Raw genomic sequence first — 18,406 nt, forward strand, 5'->3', positions numbered from 1 at the left:
TGGCGGGAGCAGACCCGCAGAACGGGACGGTCGTCGCTGCGAGGCCGGGGCAGGCTCAGCCGCCCATGGGCCGACGGGGCCGAGCCAGGAGCTCGCGGACCAGGGGGGCGAAGTGCTCGAGCGGCGGCGTGGGCCGGTCGGGGTCGAAGGCCCGCTGGTCGTAGCGCTCGCAGAACTCGGCGGTCAGCTCGAAGGCCGGGTGGCCCTCGTAGCGCTTGCGGGCCTCCCGGTCGCCGCCGAGGAAGTGGAAGTAGTAGTAGCCCTGGAAGACCGTGTGGTGGGCGACCATCCAGTGGAGCTCCTCGTCGACGTAGGGGCGAAGCACGGCGGCGGCCAGGGCGCCGTGGTTGTCGGGCGCCAAGAGGTCCCCCATGTCGTGGAGCAGAGCGCAGAGCACGTACTCGTCGCTTCGACCGTCGGCCTCGGCGAGGGCCGCGGTCTGCAGGCAGTGGGTGAGGCGGTCCACCGGGAACCCCCCGGCGCTGCCCGCCAGTTGGGCCAGATGGGCAAGGACCCGCTCGGGGAGCTCGGCGCTGAACGCGACGTGCTCGCGGGCGATGACCGCCCAGTCCTCGGCGGTCCCCTCCTCCATGGCCCGGAAGCGGGCCCGGGGTCCCCGGGTCGCCGTGGAGACGGCCCCGTCGTGTCGAGCCGTCCGCTCGAAGCCCACGGTGTCCTGGTCCATGCCCCACCCTCCTTCGTGCCGTCGTCCCATTCTGGCCCGCGTCGGGCCGGGATGCCGGCCTGGGTCCCGGCGGAGGTCCCGGGCCGGCGGCAGCCCCCGTCGGTAGCATGGGCCCGTTGGCTGCCCAGATCCCCCCCGCGCCGCTGCCCGCCCCTGGGGCTCCCCGCCGCCGCCCGACGAAGGCGGCCGAGCTGCTGGCCCGGCAGATCGAGGCCGAGATCGCCCAGCGGGGCTGGCCGGTGGGGGCGCTGCTCGGCACCGAGCCGGAGCTGCTGCGGCGCTACGGGGTGAGCCGGCCAGTGTTCCGGGAAGCCGTGCGGCTGCTCGAGCACCACATGGTGGCCGAGTCCCGGCGGGGCGCGGGCGGGGGCCTCCGGGTCACCGCCCCGGACGCCTCGGCGGTGGCCGACGCTGCGGCCATCTCGCTGGACTTCCGGGGGGTGCGGGTCAGCCAGCTCTTCGCCGCCCGGGCCCTCCTGGGCCGGCGGTGCGTGGAGCGGGTGGCCGAGCGGGCCGACCCGGCCGGTCGGGAGCGGCTCGCCGACCTGGCCAGGCAGCTAAGCGGCCTCGAGGGCGTGGCGCTCTTCGACCACGCCCACGACCTCGAAGGCCTGGTCGCCGACCTGACCGGCGATCCGGTGCTGGGCTTGTTCGTGGAGGTCCTCCTGCACCTGGCCGACCGGCACCTGCCCCTGGTCGAGCACCGGTCCCGCTACGTGGCCGACGTGGAGCGGATGCGGCGGGCCCAGCTGCGGATCCTGGAGGCCACCCGCAAGGGCCGGGTCGAAGAGGCCGCCGAACGGATGGACCGCTGGCTCCAGGCGGCAGCCAGCACCTATCGGCGCTGGCTGCGGGAGGGGGCGGTGCCCGCGCCCGGTACGGTCGCCGTGGACCCGGTCCGATCGCCGGCAGCGCCCAGTGGGGCCTCGCCGACTCCTCGTCGGGCCACCGGGTCCGGTGGGCAGCGGACGGGCCGGAGGAAGGAGACGGTGTCGTGAGCCAGCAGACCACCGGCACGGGCGCCACCCGCGTGGGCCTGGCCCTGGCGGTCGTGATGACCGGCGTGCTGATCACCGCGGTCGACACGACCATCGTGGTCCTGGCCCTCCCGGAGATCGAGCGGGGCCTGCACGTGCCGTTGACCTCGGTCATCTGGGTGGTGATCGGCTACCTGCTGGTCATCACCCTCCTGGCCACCCAGGTGGGACGTCTCGGCGACATGTACGGCCGGGTCCGGATGTACGAGCTGGGCTTCGTCGTGTTCGTGGTGGGATCGGCCCTGTGCGCGGCGTCGTGGAACGAGGCGTCGATCGTGGGCTTCCGGATCCTCCAGGGCCTCGGCGGGGCTCTGGTGAGCGCCAACTCGGGCGCGGTCATCGCGGACCTGTTCCCGCCTGAGCGGCGTGGCCGGGCCTACGGCTTCAACGCCATCGGCTGGAGCGTGGGGGCCGTGCTCGGCATCGTGCTCGGGGGCCTGATCGTCACCTACATCTCCTGGCGGTGGATCTTCTGGATCAACGTCCCCATCGGGGCCGCCGCGGTCCTGCTCGCCCTACGGGTCCTCCACGACCGGGGCGAACGACGCCGGCACCGGATCGACCTGGTGGGCATGGTGACCGGTGGGCTCGGCCTCTTCGGCGTGCTCTGGGCGGTCACGGAGCTGGCCACCCGGTCGCTTGACGCCACCCTGGTCGGCTACCTGGTGGGCGGGGTGGTCCTCCTCGGGGTCTTCGTCCTGGTGGAGCGGTCCCAACCCGAGCCGATGGTGCGGCTGTCCCTCTTCGCCGTGCCGGCCATCAGCCCCTCGCTGCTGGCCTCTCTCTTCCAGGGCCTGGCGAACTACGCGGTGCTGTTCCTGGTCATCATGTACCTCCAAGGGCCCCGGCAGCTCTCCCCGCTCGACGCTTCGCTGCTCCTGGTCCCCGGCTACGTGGTCGGGGGGCTGGTAGCCCCGCTGGCCGGTCGGCTGGCCGACCGCTTCGACCCCGTGGTTCCTGCGGCGACCGGCCTGGCGGTCCAGGCGGTCGGCCTCGTGCTCTATGCCCAGTTGGGTCTGACCAGCGGCCTGTGGCTCGTGGTCCTGGCCAGTGTGGTGAATGGGGTCGGCGCGTCGAGCTTCTTCCCGGCGAACAACGCGACGGTCATGAAGGCCTCCCCGCCCCAGGTCTTCGGGATCTCCTCGGGGATGCTGCGGACCTTCGGCAACGTGGGGATGGTCTTCTCGTTCTCCTTGGCCATCCTCATCGCCGCCCACTCCATTCCCCGGGGCTTGGCCTTCGCCATCTTCGTGGGGACGGCGAAGCTCCACGGGCACCTGGCCTCGGCCTTCACGACCGGTCTGCACGCCGCCTTCTACGCCTCGGTCGGCTTCCTGGCCCTGGCCGCGCTGTGCTCGGCGCTGGCCATCGGCAAGGTGGGCCGTCGGCCCACCGCCCCGGTGGCCGAGGGCCCCGCCGAGGCCCTCGCTGGCGCCGCGGCCGCCAAGGAGCGCTGAGGCGGCAGGCCCGGGGAAGTGCAGGACCAGGCTGGCTAGCCCGGTGACCCGCAGACCTCCGGGCCCTCCCAGACGGTGAGCCGGAGCGGACCCTCAAGCCAGGCGAGGTCGAGATCCACGACGAGCGCACGGCCCAGGTGGGCCTGTCCACGGGCCAGGCGACCGGGCACGCTGATCGTGCCGGTGGCCACGGTGGGGAGGGAGAGCTGCGTCGGGGCCGGCAAGAGGCCCTTCAGGTTGCCGCCGACGATGTTGACCAGCTCCCCGACGGCGTCGGCGAGGTCCTCGAACCCGACCTGGGGGACGGCGAAGACCGCCTGGGCGAGGGCCCGGGCGGCGGGTTCGGTCACCTGGAGGCTGACCAGGCCGTTCCACGCGCCGCTGATGGCCACGCTGGCCGTCAGAGCCGGACCCTTGGCCGGCTCGCTGGGGCCGACGCACCCCTCCCCCGCTGGCCGGTCGAGCTCGGGCGCCAGGGCAGCCAAGGCGGCCGCCAGATGCTCGGCCACCAGCTCCTCGGTGATCAGCTCGGCGCCCACCTCGCCTCCCCATGTGCCTTTGTCGTCCTGTTGTCCTGACCAATGTCGGCTCCGACCCCAGAGCCCTTGAGCTGGGCGTCGGTCGGGGTCCCCGGCAGCACGAGCATCCTCAGCCGTCGACCCGTTCGTAGAAGGTGACGCCGCCGACCAGCCGGGGCCGCAGGCCGCTCGCGGCCCCGAGGAGCAGCTCGGCCGCGCCGAGGAGCAGCAGGCCCCCGGGGGCGAGCTGGGCGGCGGCCTTCGCCACCACCGCCTGCTGGACCTCGGGTGCGAGGTAGATGAGGACGTTGCGGAGCAGGACGAGGTCGAAGCGCGGCAGAGCTGGCCAAGGCCCAGCCAGGTTGAGAGGGAAGAAGCGGGTGATGGCCCGCAAGGCCGGGACGACCTCGAACCCCCCCTCCACCGGGCGGAAGTAGCGAGCCAGGAGCTCGGGCGGCAACCCCCGGGCCACCTCGGCCGCGCTGTAGCGACCGGCGGCAGCGCGCGCGACCAGGGCGGTGTGGAGGTCGGTGCCGACGAGCTCGACGGTGCCCTGCGGGAGGAGGAAGCGGGCCGGGTCGAGGAGCATGGCAATGCTGTAGAGCTCCTGACCGGTAGAGCACGCAGCGCTCCAGATCGCCAGACGGCCGGTCTGGGCACTGCGGCGGACCAGCTCGGGCAGGACGATGGTGCGGAGAGCCTCGAAGGGGGCGCCGTCTCGGAACCAGGAGGTCTCGTTCGTCGTGAGGGCCTCGACCACCCGCTGGGCCAGCCGCTCGTCGCGCCCGTGGGCCACGGCGGCGAGCAGCTCCCCGAGCGAGCCGGCTTCGAGCTCGGCCAACAGGCCGGCCAGGCGGCTGCGAACCAGGTAGGCCTTCTCAGCGGGCAGCTCGAGGCCAGCCCGGGACCGCAGGAGGAGCCGGAGCTGGGCGAGGTCCTGGTCGTCGGCGGCGAGCTCCTCTGCCGCCGGGCTCACTGCGTGGCTCCGACCGGCGAGGGGGCGACCCGGGCGGCGATCGCCGGGGCCAGCTCGGCGAGCGGCAGGACCGCTTCGGCTAGGCCGGCTCGGGCGACGGCCCCGGGCATCCCCCAGACCACGGAGCTGGCCTCGTCCTGGGCGAGCACTGCCCCCCCGGCCCGCACGATCGCCTGGGCTCCGGCCAGGCCGTCGCTGCCCATGCCGGTCAGGACGACGGCCAGGACCCCCGGCCCGTAGACGGCGGCGGCGGTGCGGAACAGCACGTCGACTGCCGGCCGACAGAAGTGCTCGGGCGGATCGTCGAGGCAGGCAGCGACCATCTGCCCGCCCCGGCGATCCACGGCGAGGTGCCGGCCGCCGGGAGCCACCAGGACGGTCCCGGGCTCGAGGGGTTCGCCGTCGAGAGCCTCGCGGACCCGCAAGGGACAGGCCCGGTCGAGCCGTTCCGCCAGGAGGCGGGTGAAGATCGCAGGCATGTGCTGGACGACGAGCACCGGTACCCCGAGGCCGGCGGGCAGAGCTGGCAGGAGCTCGGCGAGCGCGCTGGGCCCGCCGGTGGAGACCCCGACGAGCACCACCTCGGGTCGGGTCGGTCGCCGGGTGCGGCCCGGCTGGTCGTGGTGCTTGGCCAGCGGCGGCTCTGGAACGTGGCGCGGCGGGGCCGGCTGGCTGACCTCGTGCCCGCGGGTGGCGACCCGCTCGCCCAGGCGCCGGGCCCGGCCGATGCGGCCCCAGAGGCGCACGAGGGGAAGGAGGTCCCGGCGGAGGCACGCCTCGGCCTCCTCCCGGCTGGTCGTGGCGCTGGGCTTCGTGGCGTAGTCTGCTGCCCCCCGGGCCAGGGCCTCAAGGGTGACCGCAGCGCCCCGCTCGGTGAGGGACGAGTACATGACGACCGGGAGACCGGGGCAGGACTGGTGCAGGGCGGCGAGCGTCTCGAGCCCGTCGAGCCGGGGCATCTCGACGTCGAGAACGACCACGTCGGGCCGGAGCTCGGGTATCTGCTCGACCGCCTGCTGGCCGTCGACCAGGGTGCCGGCCACGACCAGGTCGTCTTCTGTTCGCAGGACGCCACCGACCAGTCGACGGACGAGGGCCGAGTCGTCGACGAGGACCACCCGGAGGGGTTCGGCTTGCCCCAAGGGGAGCAGCCTGCTCATGGCTCGAGGGACACGAAGCTCACCCGCCCGGCCTGGTAGCCCTGGACGGTGATCTCGAGGTTCTCCTGGTGGTGGGCATCGGCGATGCGGGGGAACTCTTCGGGCTTCTCGAAGGGGGCCAAGAAGGTGACCTCCTTCAGGCTGCACTTGGCCCCGCCGTGGTGGGCCACCCGGGAGAGGACGTTGGCCACCTCGTGGAAGTTCTGGGCGACGGCTTCGGTGAGCACCCCGGCCTGGGCCCACTCGGCTGCGGTGGCGGGCGGCAGCATGGACAAGGCAGCCCCGGCCGAGGCGGCGAAGGCGATCTCGGCGATGCCAAGAGCGACCACCCTGCCCTGGTGGTCCTGGTAGCGGGCGAGGGCCCGGGCCACCTCGAGGCGAGGCGGTCCAGCCGGCCGGGCGCTGACCGGTCGGCGGAGCAGACCCTGGAGGACCTCCTCGACGCCGGGAGCCTCGCCGGTCGGGTGCCCCTGCTGCCCAGGGGCCTCGGCGGGAGCCTCGGGGACAGGGGTCGAGTCGTCCTCGAAGACCCGGGCGATGTGGCGGGCGAGGTCCTCGGCGCTGAAGGGCTTGGTGAGGAGGAACGAGGCGCCAGCCTCGGCCGCCTGCGTGGCGGTGGCCGTGCCGGACTCGGAGGTGAGGAACGCGAAGCGCCCTGGCCAGCCCCAGGCTCGCAAGGTCGTGAGCAGCTCGATGCCGCTCATCTCGGGCATGTTCCAGTCGCTGAGCACCAGGTCGATGGGCTCGGTCTCGAGCACGGCGATGGCCGCCTGGCCGCTGTCGGCCTCCAGGACGTCCTCGACCCCTTCCACCGACCGGAGCTCTCGTCGGATGAGCATCCGCATGGCCCTGCTGTCGTCCACGACGAGGACCCGCACCCCTGCCTCCTTCCTCTCCTCGCTCTTGCTCGATCTTCCTCGTCACCCGTCCTCGGGGGTGACCTCGACGGCGGCCTCCAGGTCCAGGTGGAGCAGGAGGCCCTGGGGCAGCTGGCTGACGCTTCGGACCAGGCGCCGGAGGCGACCGTGGACCGTGGCCGGGACTGGTTCGCGCTGGGCCGGGTCGACGGTGAGGACGTCGCCGATCCGGTCGACGGCCAAGCTGACCAGGCCGCCGGCGCTGCGGACCACGATGTCGACGGCTTCCTCGCCGGGCGGCTCCGGGGGGAAGCCGAACTGGCGACGGGCGTCGACCACGGTCACCACGTTCCCCCGGAGGTTCACGAGGCCCTCGACGGCGGCGGGGGCCAGGGGCACCCGGGTGACCTCTTGGTGGCGGATGACCTCCTGGACCTCGGTGACGGGCAGGCCAAAGAGGTGGCCGGCCACCTCGAAGGTGCAGACCTGGTCGTCCAGCATTGTGAGCCCGCTCATGGCCGGCCCGCCCCGACGGGAACGCCTCGAGTCCCCTGGCGGGCCAGGTGGGCCAGGGCGGCGACGTCGAGGATCTCGGTGACCTCCCCGCCGACCAGGCCGAGTCCGGCGACGCCCGGGCGGTCCTCGAGGGGTTCGAGCTCGAGGGCCTCCTCGACGATGTCCTGGATCTCGCCGCAGACCAGCCCGAAACGCTGGTCGCGATGGCGGATCACAACGATGCGGAGATCGGTCTCGTCGCCGGGGGGCGCTCCGGCGGTCACGACATCGGCAAGGCGAACCAGGGGGAGGATGCCGCCGCGGTACGCCAGGACCTCGCGCCCGCCGGCACAATCGAGGGCACGCTCCCCGAGGTCCTCGAGGCGCTCGACGACCTGGAGGGGCAGCGCGGCCCGAGCCGTCCCGGCCCGAAGGAGCAGGAGGGTGGCCCGGGGCACCCCGTTGCGGTCCTCCTCGGGGCCCAGCTCGTCCTGCCGGTCGGCTCGGCCGCCGAGGCGCTCCTCGTCGCCGCTGGCCAGACCGGCCCGGGCCACGATGCCCAGGACGTCGAGGATGAGGGCCAGCCGACCGTCCCCCATGATGGTCACCCCGCCGAAGACCCGCAGGTGCTGGACCTGGCGACCCAGGGGCTTCACGACGATCTCGGTGGTGTCGACGACGTCGTCGACCAGGAGGCCGAAGCGGACCCGCTCGGACTGGAGGACCACGACGCTGGCCACCTCCTCGCTGTCGGTCCCCTCGGTCCCGGTCCCCTCAGCGGGGCGGAGGAGGTCCCGCCGGGGCAGGCCGAGGACCTCGGCCAGGTCGACCAGGGGGACCAGGCGATCCCGGAGGCGCAGGAGCGACACCCCGTCGATCCGCTCGAGGACCTCGGCGGCCCGGGCCTGGTCGAGCTGGACGAGCTCGAGGACGTGGACCTGGGGCACGAGGTAGCGGTCCTGGCCGAGGCGGACGACGAGGGTCGGGATGATGGCGAGGGTGAGGGGCAGCTTGACCCGGACCGTCGTGCCGAGCCCCGGGGTCGACTGGAGGTCGACCGTGCCGCCGATGCGCTCGACGTTGGAGCGGACGACGTCCATGCCGACCCCCCGGCCGGAGATGGTCGTGACCGTGGCGGCGGTAGAGAAGCCGGGGAGGAAGATGAGCTCGAGGACCTGGCGGTCGTCCATCTTGGCGAGCGCCTCGGCGCTGAGCAGGCCCGCGGCCTGGGCCCGGGCCCGGACGGCCGCCGGGTCGATGCCGGTCCCGTCGTCGGCCACCTCGACGGTCACCGTGCCCCCCTCGTGGAAGGCCCGGACCCGGAGCTGGCCCACCTCGGGCTTGCCGGCCGCCCGACGTTCCTCGGGGCTTTCGAGCCCGTGGTCGACGGCGTTGCGGACCAGGTGGGTGAGGGGGTCCTTGACCGCTTCGAGGATGGTCCGGTCCAATTCGGTCTCGGCGCCCTCGAGGACCAGCTCGACCCGTTTGCCACAGGCCAGCCCGAGGTCCCGGACCACCCGGGGCAGGGGGGCGTAGAGCCGCCCGATGGGCTGCATGCGGGTCTTCGTGACGGCTGCCTGGAGCTCCGAGGTGACGAGGTTCAGTCGCTGGGCCGTCTCCTGGAGGGTCCGGTCCTGCTGCTTCGCGCTGCACTGGAGGACCTGGTTGCGGGCGAGGACCAGTTCACCCACCAGCGTCATGAGCCGGTCAACGAGACCGACGTCGACCCGGATGGTGCTCGGCGCGCCGGGCCCCGTGGTGGCAGGAGACCCTGCGGACTCCTCTGCTCGCTCCACGGGGGTCGCGCCCGTGGGGGCCTCGGCGGGCGGCGAGACCGGCGCCGTCCCGTCCCGGGGAGGGACACTGGCCTGGGGAGGGGCACTGGGCACCAGGGGGGGCGGTGGCTCCTGGTCGGGCCCGGCCGCACCCTGGGTGTCACCTCGAAGGCGAGCCAGCTCGGCGACGAGCTCGGTGTGGTCGTCGTCCCCGTCGCTGCCGGTCCGCTCGACCACGTCGAGGACCTGGCGGGTGACGTCGACGGTGCGGAGGAGCGCGGTGGTGATCTCCGGCGTCAGCTCGAGGTGCCCAGCACGCAGCTCGGCGAGGAGGCTCTCGGCGGCGTGGGCCAGGCGCTCGAGATGGGGGAAGCCGAGGAAGCCGCTGGAGCCCTTCAGGGAGTGCATGGTGCGGAAGATGGCGGCCAGCGTGGCCTCGTCCTTGGGCCGCTGCTCGAGCACGACGAAGGCCTGCTCGATGGCGTCGAGACCCTCGAGGCTCTCGGCCAGGAACTCGGCCAGGACCTCGTCGACTTCGCCCTCGGCCATGGTGCGCGCTCCCTCGCCCGTCCCGCGGGTCAGCCCTCGAGGCTGGCCCGGAACCCGGCCGCCAGGTCCTGGAGCTGCTGCGCGAGGTCCCGGAGGCGCTGGGTCTGCTCCTCGCCCCGGACAGCCATCTCGGAGGTGCGCTGGGCGGTGCCGGCCACCCCGCTGATGTTGCGGGCGATCTCGCCGGTACCGCTGGCCGCCTGGTTGATGGTCTCGGCCACCATCTTCGTCGTGGCCCGCTGGTCCCGGGTGGCTTCGGCGATGGCCCCCGAGAAGGTGTTGATCTGCTCGATGACCTGGCCGATGGCCTCCATGGCGCTGACCGCCTCGGCGTAGTCGGCGAGGCTGGTCGAGATGATCCGGCCGATGTCCTCGGTGGCCTGGGCGGTCTGCTTGGCCAGCTCCTTGACCTCGTTGGCCACCACGGCGAACCCCTTGCCGGCCTCCCCCGCCCGGGCCGCCTCGATGGTGGCGTTCAGGGCCAGCAGGTTGGTCTGCTGGGCGATGGAGGCGATGACCTTGCTGACGGTGGAGACTTCCCGGCTGGAGACCCCCAGGCGCTCGATGGTCTCGCGGGCGGTCGAGGCGGCCTCGACGGCCGTGCCGATGACCCGAGCGGCTTCCTCGACGTTGTCGGCCACGGTCGAGAAGCTCGTGGCCAGCTCCTCCGCCGCCGCCGAGACCGTCTGGACGCTGGCGTTGACCTCCTCGGCGGCACTGGAGACCGCCTCGGCCTGCGCGGTGGTCTCGCCGGCCGTGGCCCGAAGCTCCTCCCCCAAGGTGGCCAGGTCCTCGGCGGCCTCGCTGACCCCACCGGCGATCTCCTGGGCGTCCTGGACCGCCTGAGCGGTCTGGCGACGGAGCATGACCCGGTCGGTGGCGTCGGTGAAGGAGACGGCGATGCGCCAGGGGCGGCCCTGGTCGTCGAGCATCGGGAGGTAGCTGGCCTGGATCCAGCGCTCCTCCTCGTTCGTCGAGCGCTTGAACTCCCCGGTGCGGGACTCGCCTCGGGCGAGGGCCTCCCAGAGCTCCTGGTACTCCGCAGAGGCTCGGGTCTCGGCGTCGGCGAAGGCCTCCTTGGTCAGGCTGAGCACCTGGTCCCGCTTGAGACCCAGACTGGCCAGGAAGGTCGGGTTGACGTCGACGACCTTGCCTTCCATGTCGTAGACGAGGAGGGCGGCGGCCCGGGAGTAGGCGTCGAGGAGGCTCAGCGTCTCCGGCGCTGCGACGCCGACCAGGAGGACGTGGGAGACCACGCCGTCGGAGCCGGCCACGGGCAGGTAGCAGCCTTGGAGCCAGCGGGGCCGGCCGTCCTTGCCCCGCACGGCGGCTTCGAGCGGCCGGACCTGGCCGCCGAGGACCTCGGCGAAACGCTGCCGGTGGTCCTCGGCGCTGGCGACCTCGGGGTCCAGCAGCACCCCGTGGTGCTTGCCCTCCAGCTCGCCCGGGCCGTACCCCAGGAGGGTCTCGAGGGACTCGTTGGCGAAGCGGATGATCCCTTCGAGGTCGACCCGCGCCACGGGCAGCCGCTGCAGCAGGACCTCCAGCTCCGGATCGGCTTCGAGGACCCGCAGGTCGGCCAGCACCCCGCCCTCCCGGGCAGCAGCCGCCGGCCGCCGACGGGTCGACGTCGCTCGGCCCGACCGGGTGGCGGACGCCCCGCCCGCCTTGCCCGCCTCGGTGCGGGCGCGCCCCTCTCCAGCCCGGTTCGTCATCGCCTCCTCCTCGGCCTTCCTCGGGCGGGTCCCGCCTCCAGGACCCTGCTCGCTGCACGGGGCATCGGCCGGGCGAACCGCTACCTGAAGACGCTAAGCGGTCAACGGGAGGACACCCTGGGTGACTTGACTGGAGAGAGGTCGAGCGGGGCGACGAGGCAGGACCTGCTCGCAGCCCCCTGGCCCCGACCCCAGGGAGGTGAAGGGGACGTGACGCCAGCAGGCTCCGAGGGGATGGTCGGCTGGCGAGGAGGCTCGCTCACCTCGTCGGAAGCACCGGCCACGACGAAATCGTCACGTCCCCTCCCGAGAGCGATGGCGAGCGGCCGAGCACGACCCTCATCGCCGAATCACCTCCACGGTGATCGCCGCATCGTCGATCTCGGACCACATGCGGTCTGCCGTCATCGCCGGGAGATCGAGCTGAGCAGCAGTAGCCAGGCACGCAGCGTCACCAAGCGACATGCCTTTCCGCCGATGGCGGTGGAGGATGCCGGCGGCGATCCTCGCCGTGGCACGATCGAACGGCGCGATGGCGACCTCGAGGTCCCGCCAGATCTCGTCGTGGTCGGTTGCGGGAACGCCGTGATCCAACAGCTTCGCCTCGACTTCGGCGGCGTTCACCGAACAGACGACGGCTCGAGCGAGCCGGGGTGCCGCCACGTCCCCGCCGTCTTCGTCAAAGAGGACAGCGAGGATCGCTGAGGCATCCGCGACCACCTCACGCCGGCGTTGCCTAGGCACCGAGCCGATCTCGCTGCTCGGCCCGCCGCTCAGCGATCAGCTCATCGGTCACGGACGGAGAGCCGCTGACCTCCCGCCGAGAGCGCCTGACGAGAGCCTGGGCTGCCTTGACACCTGCCAGACCGCTTGACCGCTCCGCCGCCTTCTGGGCGATCGTCTCGCCTGGGTGCTGACGTTGCCACTCCTCGACGGCCTCGGCGAGGTTCCCCGTGCCGTAGGCGTCTCGAATGAGGACACCGGCCGCACGCTGATCGTGTCCTGCGACGAATTTCCCCCGTCGTGGGTGCTCACCGCACCCACACAGGCACGCTCCTTGGCTGGGGCTGGCCATGATCCCTCCGCTCCTTCCCTCGCCGATGACCTTCCCAATGGGCATTATACGTGGTCGGCCAGGAATGCTCCAATAGTCATATCGGCATGATATCGACCTAATACACAGGTCGGCACCGGTGCTTCGGGCTGAACTTGTCGACAGGCGTCACGGGGCTGTTCTCGGCCCCGTCCGCGTGGATGGCGGCGGCTGACTCGCATCGGCCCCGCCGTGGCCTACGCCGGGGGCGCCCTCGTGGGCCTGGTGCGGGAAGTGGCCCTGGCCGGGCTGGTGCTCGCCGGGTTCGACGACGCCTTCCAGCGCCGCCGGGTCAACCAGCAACTGAAGATGACCAAGCAGGAGGTGAAAGAGGGCTTCCGCCAGCACGAGGGCGACCCGCTCCTCAAGGGCCAGATCCGCAAGAAGCAGCGGGCCCTCTCCCGGCTCCGCATGATGGCCGCGGTGGCGAAAGCGGACGTGGTGGTGACGAACCCGACGCACGTCGCGGTGGCGCTGCGCTACGAGCCGGGCAGCGGCCAGGCCCCCCGGGTCGTCGCCAAGGGTGCCGACCTGCTCGCCGCTCGTGACCTCGACGACCTGATCCTCATCGAGCGCTACCACGGGGTCGCCCGGCTCCTCGCCTTCGCCTTCACCCTCCCCGACGTGGTTCGCCACGCCGGGCGGGTCCACCGCCGACCCGTCTGGGTCATGGTGGGGTCCACTTCCTCAGCGATCGTCGGCACCGGCCGCCTCAGTCGCAGCCGCCGGCGGAACCAGCCGACCTACGCCCACACCCTCATGGAGCACTCATCCATGACCGTGACCATGGACGTCTCCGGGCACCGCAGGCGGGACCCTTTTGAGCAGGTCCGGGGACAGCTCGAAGCTTTGTGGCACGACCGTGGCACGGAGGGGGCTCCGGTCGAGGGCCTCAAGGGAAAAGGCCACTGAGCTGGGGTTTTCCTGGTCGGGCTGGCCGGATTTGAACCGGCGACCTCTTGACCCCCAGTCAAGCGCGCTAACCAAGCTGCGCCACAGCCCGGACGGGCAGGGAGCCTAGCCGAGGTGGGTCGGGCACCGGCGCAGCGGGCGGGCGGACCCGATGCCTTTCCTGCGCCGGAGGCCTCGCGCTCGACGTGAGGCCCCTGGCCGGTGTCCCTAGACGTGGTGGGCGACCCAGGTGATGCCCTGGTAAGCCCGGTAGCCGAGGTAGATGACCGAGGCGGCGATCATGAGCTTGAACTTGAGGGGGACCCTGCGGGCCCCGAGGCGCTGGCCGCAGGTGGGGCAGGCGTCGTCGTCGTCGAGGTCGGCGATGGGGACGTGGGTCTCGCAGGTCGGGCACCAGAGGGCCTCGGCCGTGTCCTCCCCGGCTTGGGCCGCCTCGGCCGCAGCCGCGGGTTCCTCCTCGACGGCGACCGCTGCCGGTCGCCGTTGCCGCCGCTGTCGGTCGCCCCGTGGCACCGCCTCGGTGGCCGGCGGGGCCGGACGAGCGGGCCTCGGCTTCTGGGCCGTGGCTGTGCCCGTCTCGGGTGCGGCCGGTGAGGTCGACGAGCGGGGGGTCGTGCCCCCTGCTCGGCCGGCGGCCCGGTCAGCCGGCGCCCGTCGACCGTCGGGTGTGTGTTCCTTGCGATGCCCGGGGGCCAGCTCCTGACCCTGGCGTGGACGCTTGCCACTCGGGCGGGCCCGGGTCGGAGCCGAGGCGGTCCCGTCCCGCCGGGTTCGACGGGGCGACGCCGAGGACGCCGGGGCCCGGTCCTTGGGGGCGGGGTCCTGGGCGGCGGGCGGCACGGGCAGGTCCTCGTCCTCAGACCGGGGGAACCCCATGGCGACGGTCGCTGAACCGGCGGTCCTTGCCGGCGGCGGTGGCCAGGCGGGCGATGAGCTCGTCGCGGAGACGCTCGGGCTCGACGACGGCGTCGACCACCAAGTCGGCGGCCAGCCGCAGGAGGTCGACGTCCTCCTGGTATTCCCGCCGGCGCTCCTCGACGTACGCGGCCCGGGCCTCGGGGTCCTCGATGGCGGCGATCTTGTTGGCGTAGACCGCGTTCACCGCGGCTTCGGGCCCCATGACCGCGATCTCCGCAGTCGGCAGGGCCACGGTGGCGTCGGGTTCGAAGGCCGGCCCAGCCATGGCGTAGAGGCCAGCGCCGTAGGCCTTGCGGAGGACGACGCAGAGCTTGGGGACCGTCGCCTCGGAGACGGCCGTGATCATCTTGGCGCCGTGCCGGATGATGCCCTGGCGCTCGACGGCCGAGCCGATCATGAACCCGGGAACGTCCGCCAGGAAGATCAGGGGCACGTTGAAGGCGTCGGCGCACCAGACGAAGCGGGCGGCCTTGTCGGCCGAGTCGACGAAGAGCACCCCGCCGCGCACCGCCGGGTTGTTGGCCACGATCCCCACCGGGTGCCCGGCGAGGCGGGCCCAGCCGACCACCAGCTCGGGGGCGAAGGCCGGCTTGAGCTCGAAGAAGCTGCCCGCGTCCACGAGGGCCTCGATGACCCGATGGACGTCGTAGGCCTCGCGGGGATCCTCGGGCAGCAGGCCTGCCCCAAAGGGCTCGAGTGGCTCCTCGGGCACCGCCAGGGGCGGGTCCTCCCGCCAGGTGCCCGGCAGGTACGAGAAGTACTGCCGGGCCGCCTCGATGGCGGCCGCGTCGTCGGACACCAGGTTGTCGCCGCAGCCCGAGATCGTGCAGTGCATGGCGGCCCCACCCATCTCCTCGAGGGTCGTCCGCTCCCCCACCACCATCTCAGCCATCCGAGGGGACCCCAGGTACATGGAGGCGTTGCCCTCGACCATGAACACCACGTCGCAGAAGGCCGGGATGTAGGCCCCACCGGCCGCCGACGGGCCGAAGAGGCAGCAGATCTGGGGCACCTTCCCCGAGAGCCGGACCTGGTTGTAGAAGATCCGCCCCGCCCCCCGGCGCCCGGGGAACAGCTCGACCTGGTCGGTGATCCGGGCGCCGGCCGAGTCCACGAGCCAGAAGACCGGCAGCTCGTGCGCCAGGGCGTACTCGGTGAGTCGGACCAGCTTCTCGACCGTCCGGGCCCCCCAGGACCCGGCCTTCACCGTCGGGTCGTTCGCCGCCACGCAGACCGGCCGTCCGAGGACCGCGCCCCGACCGGTCACCACACCGTCGGCCGGCAGGTCCTCGGCGAGGGCGTTCGCCAGCAAGCCGTCCTCCACGAAGGACCCCGGGTCGAGCAGCAGCTCGAGGCGCCGGCGGACCGGCAGCTTGCCCTGGGCGGCCAGCCGGGCCTCGGCCTGCGGCCCCCGTCCAGCCAGCGCCCGGGCGCTGGCCGCCGCGAGGCGCGCCGCCTGGTCCACCTGCCCGGTCATCGCCCCCCGACCCGCACGCGGAAGACCACCGGCGTCGGCCCCAGCGCGAACCGTTGCCGGAGCTGGCGCTCGAGGTAGCGGAGGTAGGTGGGGGGCAGCCGACGGCTGGCGAAGAGGGTGAAGGTCGGGGGCTCGGCGGTGGCCTGGACGGCGTAGCGGATCCGGGCCCCGCCGGGTGCCGGATGGGCTTCCTGGGCGGCCCGGACCGCCCGGTTCAGCTCGCCGGTCGGGACCCGCTGCCGGTAGGCGTCCCCGGCCTGCCGGAGGGCCGGGAGGATCTTGTGGACGCCCAGGCCGGTGCGGGCGCTGACCTTCACCACGGGCACCTCGCCGAGGAACGCGAGGCGGTCGGCCACCCCGTCGAGGACCTCGGGTCGGCGTTCGGTGGGCAGCAGCTCCCACTTGTTCAGGACCACCACCACCGGGCTGCCCGCCGCCCCGATCCGCTCCGCCAGGCGCTGGTCCTGGTGGGAGACCCCCTCGGTGGCGTCCACCACCAAAAGGACCACGTCGGCCCGGTCGATGGCCTGCAAGGAGCGGACCATGGCGTAGAACTCGCTCCCCTCCTCGTGCCGGGACCGGCGCCGGATGCCAGCGGTGTCGATGAACCGGATCGGTCCCTCGGGGGTCGCGAGGAGCGTGTCCAGGGCGTCCCGGGTGGTGCCCGGCAGGTCGTGCACCACGGCCCGCTCCTCGCCGACCAGCCGGTTGAAGAGCGTGGACTTCCCCACGTTCGGCCGTCCCACGATGGCCACGGCCAGCGCCGGGTCTGCCGGCTCCTCCTCGTCGGCCACCGCGCCTGCACCTGGTTCCCCGGCCACCGCCGCCTCGGGCGCCACCGGCAGCTGCGCCAGCACCCGACACCGGGAAGGGGTCGCCGAGCCCGAGGGCCAGGTAGGCCCAGGCGTCGACCTCTCGGCGGTCGTTGTCGGCCTTGTTGGCCACGAGCAAGGTCGGCCGACCGGCCCGACGGACCAGCCTGGCCATGGCCAGGTCCTCCTCGGTCGGGGCCACCGTGACATCCACGACGAAGAGGACCAGGTCTGCCTCGGCGAGGCCCCGCTCGGCCTGGGCCGAGACCTTCGCCTCGAGGGCGTCGCCCCGGGGCAGCCAGCCGCCGGTGTCGAGCACCACGAAGCGTCGCCCCGCCCACTGGGCTTCGACGGCCAGCCGGTCCCGGGTCACCCCCGGCCGTTCCTCCACCACCGCCACCCGGCGCCCCACGAGCCGGTTCACCAGGGTCGACTTGCCGACGTTGGGCCGGCCCACCACGGCCACCACCGGCAGGCGACCGGGACCGGGGTCCGTGCCGACCGAAGCCCTCAGCTCGCCCACAACCCCTCCTCGCCCCCGCTGGCGGACGCCGGCTCGCCCACCGCCGGTCCCCTGGCCTCGAGGGCCGCCCGGAGGGCGGCCCCGTCGGTCGGGACCACCTCGACTGCCCGTCCGAGGTCCTCCAGGCCGCTGCCGTCGAGAAAACGCCCCTCGGAGAGGCAGACGTCGGGCAGGAGGACCCGGTGCTCAGCCGGGACCGTCGCCAGGACCGGCGCGAGGTCGGCCCCGGTGAGCAAGCCCGTCACCCCGACCGTGCCGCCGAAGAACCGGTTCGGCACGCCCCGCACCTCCACCGGTCCGGCCGGCGCCAACCAGCCGGCCTCGGCCAGGACGGGCCGAAGGACCTGGGCCCCGAACTCCCCGGTCAGGATCGTCACCGGCCGTCCCGCTGCGGCATCGGCCACGGCGGCGCGCCCAGAGCGCCGGCGCGGCGAGGGCAGACGAACCGCCCGGTAGCCGGCGGGCGGCGCGCCGTCCACCGCCTGGAAGAAGCCGCTCGGCCGTGGCGGGGCCAATGCCCGCCCGGCGAAGGCCTCGGCGAAGGCGGCGGCCATCCCCACCCCGTTCTCGTGCTGGGGGTAGCCCTCGTAGGTCTCGGGGCCCGGGAAGGGCCAGCCGGCCATGAGGTAGTACTCGTCCGCGGCGAACACGAAGCGCCGGCCGATCGCCGCCATCGCCAGCTCCTGCCAGGCGGTCACGGTCTCGAGGACGGCCTCCGCCTCCTCGGGCCGGTGCGGCCGCATCGCCGGCTCGGCGCTGTGCCGGCTCAGACCCAGGGGCACGCACGCCACGCTGGCCAGTTCCGGGTAGCCGTCGAGCAGGTCCGCCACGGTGGCCTCGAGGACCGGCCCGTCGTTGATCCCCGGGCAGACCACGATCTGGCCGTGGACCTCGATGCCGGCGTCGAGCAGGCAGCGCAACCAGCGGAGGCTCGTGGCGCCACGGGGGTTGCGCAGCAGGCGGGCCCGTACCTCGGGGTCCGTGGCGTGGATCGACACGTGGAGCGGCGAGAGCCGCTCCGCCACGACCCGCTCGAGGTCCAGCTCGGTGAAGCGGGTCAAGGTGGTGAAGTTCCCGTAGAGGAACGACAGCCGGTAGTCGTCGTCCTTCACGTAGAGGCTCCGCCGCAGGCCCTTCGGGAGCTGGTAGATGAAGCAGAAGGCGCAGTGGTTGTCGCAGGTCCGGACCCGATCGAAGACCGGCGAGGAGACCTCCACGCCAAGCGGCACGCCCGCTGGCTTCTCGATCCCGACCTCCAGCAGTTCGCGGCCCCGCTGGAGGGTCACGACGGGGTCCTGCCCATCGGTCAGGAACCGGTAGGCGATGACGTCCCGGGGCGCCTGGCCGTCGACCGCGAGCAGCTCGTCGCCCACCTCGAGGCCGGCGACGGCCGCCGGCGAGCCCGGCGCCACAGCCACCACGCGAGGAGCCGGCACGGGACCACGCT

The 18,406-nt window shown here is 73.2% G+C and carries 16 protein-coding genes, 1 tRNA gene and 1 pseudogene; 3 read left to right on the plus strand and 15 right to left on the minus strand.

Annotated elements, in window-relative coordinates; all coding sequences use genetic code 11:
• Window positions 1–55: 55 nt before the first annotated feature.
• Complete coding sequence (locus tag Acit_RS04145) at window positions 56–685, minus strand: HD domain-containing protein (protein ID WP_248106014.1); 630 nt, start codon at window positions 683–685, stop codon at window positions 56–58.
• 116 nt (window positions 686–801) lie between these two features.
• Here Acit_RS04145 and Acit_RS04150 point away from each other — a divergent pair, with 116 nt between their 5' ends.
• Window positions 802–1,683: a FadR/GntR family transcriptional regulator gene (locus Acit_RS04150; protein ID WP_248106018.1), complete on the plus strand. Its 882-nt coding sequence runs from the start codon at window positions 802–804 to the stop codon at window positions 1,681–1,683.
• Entirely contained in the window at window positions 1,680–3,179 is a 1,500-nt protein-coding gene (locus Acit_RS04155) for an MFS transporter (RefSeq protein WP_248106021.1), read from the plus strand. The genes Acit_RS04150 and Acit_RS04155 overlap by 4 nt, the downstream gene beginning before the upstream one ends.
• A 35-nt stretch (window positions 3,180–3,214) precedes the next feature.
• Here Acit_RS04155 and Acit_RS04160 read toward each other — a convergent pair whose 3' ends face one another.
• From Acit_RS04160 to Acit_RS04195, 8 genes are all read right to left on the minus strand, one after another.
• On the minus strand, window positions 3,215–3,718 hold the full coding sequence (locus Acit_RS04160; RefSeq protein ID WP_248106023.1) for a chemotaxis protein CheX: 504 nt from the start codon (window positions 3,716–3,718) through the stop codon (window positions 3,215–3,217).
• A gap of 109 nt (window positions 3,719–3,827) precedes the next feature.
• Window positions 3,828–4,673: a CheR family methyltransferase gene (locus tag Acit_RS04165; RefSeq protein WP_248106025.1), complete on the minus strand. Its 846-nt coding sequence runs from the start codon at window positions 4,671–4,673 to the stop codon at window positions 3,828–3,830.
• Complete coding sequence (locus tag Acit_RS04170; protein WP_248106027.1) at window positions 4,670–5,833, minus strand: protein-glutamate methylesterase/protein-glutamine glutaminase; 1,164 nt, start codon at window positions 5,831–5,833, stop codon at window positions 4,670–4,672. Before Acit_RS04170 ends, Acit_RS04165 begins: the two co-directional genes overlap by 4 nt.
• Window positions 5,830–6,711: a response regulator gene (locus Acit_RS04175; protein WP_248106030.1), complete on the minus strand. Its 882-nt coding sequence runs from the start codon at window positions 6,709–6,711 to the stop codon at window positions 5,830–5,832. The genes Acit_RS04170 and Acit_RS04175 overlap by 4 nt, the downstream gene beginning before the upstream one ends.
• Before the next feature lie 42 nt (window positions 6,712–6,753).
• Window positions 6,754–7,206 carry a chemotaxis protein CheW gene (locus Acit_RS04180; RefSeq protein ID WP_248106036.1) on the minus strand — a complete coding sequence of 151 codons (453 nt, stop codon included), beginning with the start codon at window positions 7,204–7,206 and terminating at the stop codon, window positions 6,754–6,756.
• Window positions 7,203–9,509, minus strand: coding sequence for a chemotaxis protein CheA (locus Acit_RS04185; protein WP_248106038.1), 2,307 nt, complete (start codon window positions 9,507–9,509; stop codon window positions 7,203–7,205). Before Acit_RS04185 ends, Acit_RS04180 begins: the two co-directional genes overlap by 4 nt.
• A gap of 29 nt (window positions 9,510–9,538) precedes the next feature.
• Window positions 9,539–11,224 (minus strand): methyl-accepting chemotaxis protein, encoded by a 1,686-nt coding sequence (locus Acit_RS04190; RefSeq protein WP_248106041.1) that lies wholly within the window; start codon window positions 11,222–11,224, stop codon window positions 9,539–9,541.
• Window positions 11,225–11,563: 339 nt separating this feature from the next.
• Complete coding sequence (locus tag Acit_RS04195; RefSeq protein ID WP_248106043.1) at window positions 11,564–11,944, minus strand: type II toxin-antitoxin system VapC family toxin; 381 nt, start codon at window positions 11,942–11,944, stop codon at window positions 11,564–11,566.
• Window positions 11,945–12,509: 565 nt separating this feature from the next.
• Here Acit_RS04195 and Acit_RS04200 point away from each other — a divergent pair.
• Window positions 12,510–13,229, plus strand: a complete 720-nt coding sequence (locus Acit_RS04200; protein ID WP_248106046.1) for an EscU/YscU/HrcU family type III secretion system export apparatus switch protein — start codon at window positions 12,510–12,512, stop codon at window positions 13,227–13,229.
• Between the two features lie 13 nt (window positions 13,230–13,242).
• Here the strand turns inward: Acit_RS04200 and Acit_RS04205 are convergent.
• The 6 genes and pseudogenes from Acit_RS04205 to Acit_RS04230 all read right to left on the minus strand — a co-directional run bounded on the left by Acit_RS04205 (window position 13,243) and on the right by Acit_RS04230 (window position 18,395).
• Window positions 13,243–13,320, minus strand: a tRNA-Pro gene (locus tag Acit_RS04205).
• A 116-nt stretch (window positions 13,321–13,436) separates the two neighbouring features.
• Window positions 13,437–13,742, minus strand: coding sequence for a hypothetical protein (locus tag Acit_RS04210; protein WP_248106048.1), 306 nt, complete (start codon window positions 13,740–13,742; stop codon window positions 13,437–13,439).
• Window positions 13,743–14,085: 343 nt separating this feature from the next.
• Entirely contained in the window at window positions 14,086–15,624 is a 1,539-nt protein-coding gene (locus tag Acit_RS04215) for an acyl-CoA carboxylase subunit beta (protein WP_248106237.1), read from the minus strand.
• Window positions 15,621–16,481 (minus strand): GTPase, encoded by an 861-nt coding sequence (locus tag Acit_RS04220; RefSeq protein ID WP_248106238.1) that lies wholly within the window; start codon window positions 16,479–16,481, stop codon window positions 15,621–15,623. The genes Acit_RS04215 and Acit_RS04220 overlap by 4 nt, the downstream gene beginning before the upstream one ends.
• Window positions 16,482–16,599: 118 nt before the next feature.
• Window positions 16,600–16,959 (minus strand): annotated as a pseudogene (locus Acit_RS04225) (GTPase); the annotation flags it as partial.
• Window positions 16,947–18,395 (minus strand): DUF512 domain-containing protein, encoded by a 1,449-nt coding sequence (locus tag Acit_RS04230; RefSeq protein WP_248106050.1) that lies wholly within the window; start codon window positions 18,393–18,395, stop codon window positions 16,947–16,949. The gene Acit_RS04230 and the pseudogene Acit_RS04225, both read right to left, overlap by 13 nt.
• Window positions 18,396–18,406 lie beyond the last annotated feature (11 nt).

It is taken from the genome of Aciditerrimonas ferrireducens (genome assembly GCF_023130475.1).
Taxonomy (GTDB): Bacteria; Actinomycetota; Acidimicrobiia; order Acidimicrobiales; family UBA8190; genus Aciditerrimonas; species Aciditerrimonas ferrireducens.

Bases quoted from the DNA above. Each gene is read 5' to 3' on its own strand.
- Acit_RS04145 (WP_248106014.1), bottom strand. From the start codon at position 685: ATGGACCAGGACACCGTGGGCTTCGAGCGGACGGCTCGACACGACGGG.
- Acit_RS04170 (WP_248106027.1), bottom strand. From the start codon at position 5,833: ATGAGCAGGCTGCTCCCCTTGGGGCAAGCCGAACCCCTCCGGGTGGTC.
- Acit_RS04180 (WP_248106036.1), bottom strand. From the start codon at position 7,206: ATGAGCGGGCTCACAATGCTGGACGACCAGGTCTGCACCTTCGAGGTG.
- Acit_RS04185 (WP_248106038.1), bottom strand. From the start codon at position 9,509: ATGGCCGAGGGCGAAGTCGACGAGGTCCTGGCCGAGTTCCTGGCCGAG.
- Acit_RS04190 (WP_248106041.1), bottom strand. From the start codon at position 11,224: ATGACGAACCGGGCTGGAGAGGGGCGCGCCCGCACCGAGGCGGGCAAG.
- Acit_RS04215 (WP_248106237.1), bottom strand. From the start codon at position 15,624: ATGACCGGGCAGGTGGACCAGGCGGCGCGCCTCGCGGCGGCCAGCGCC.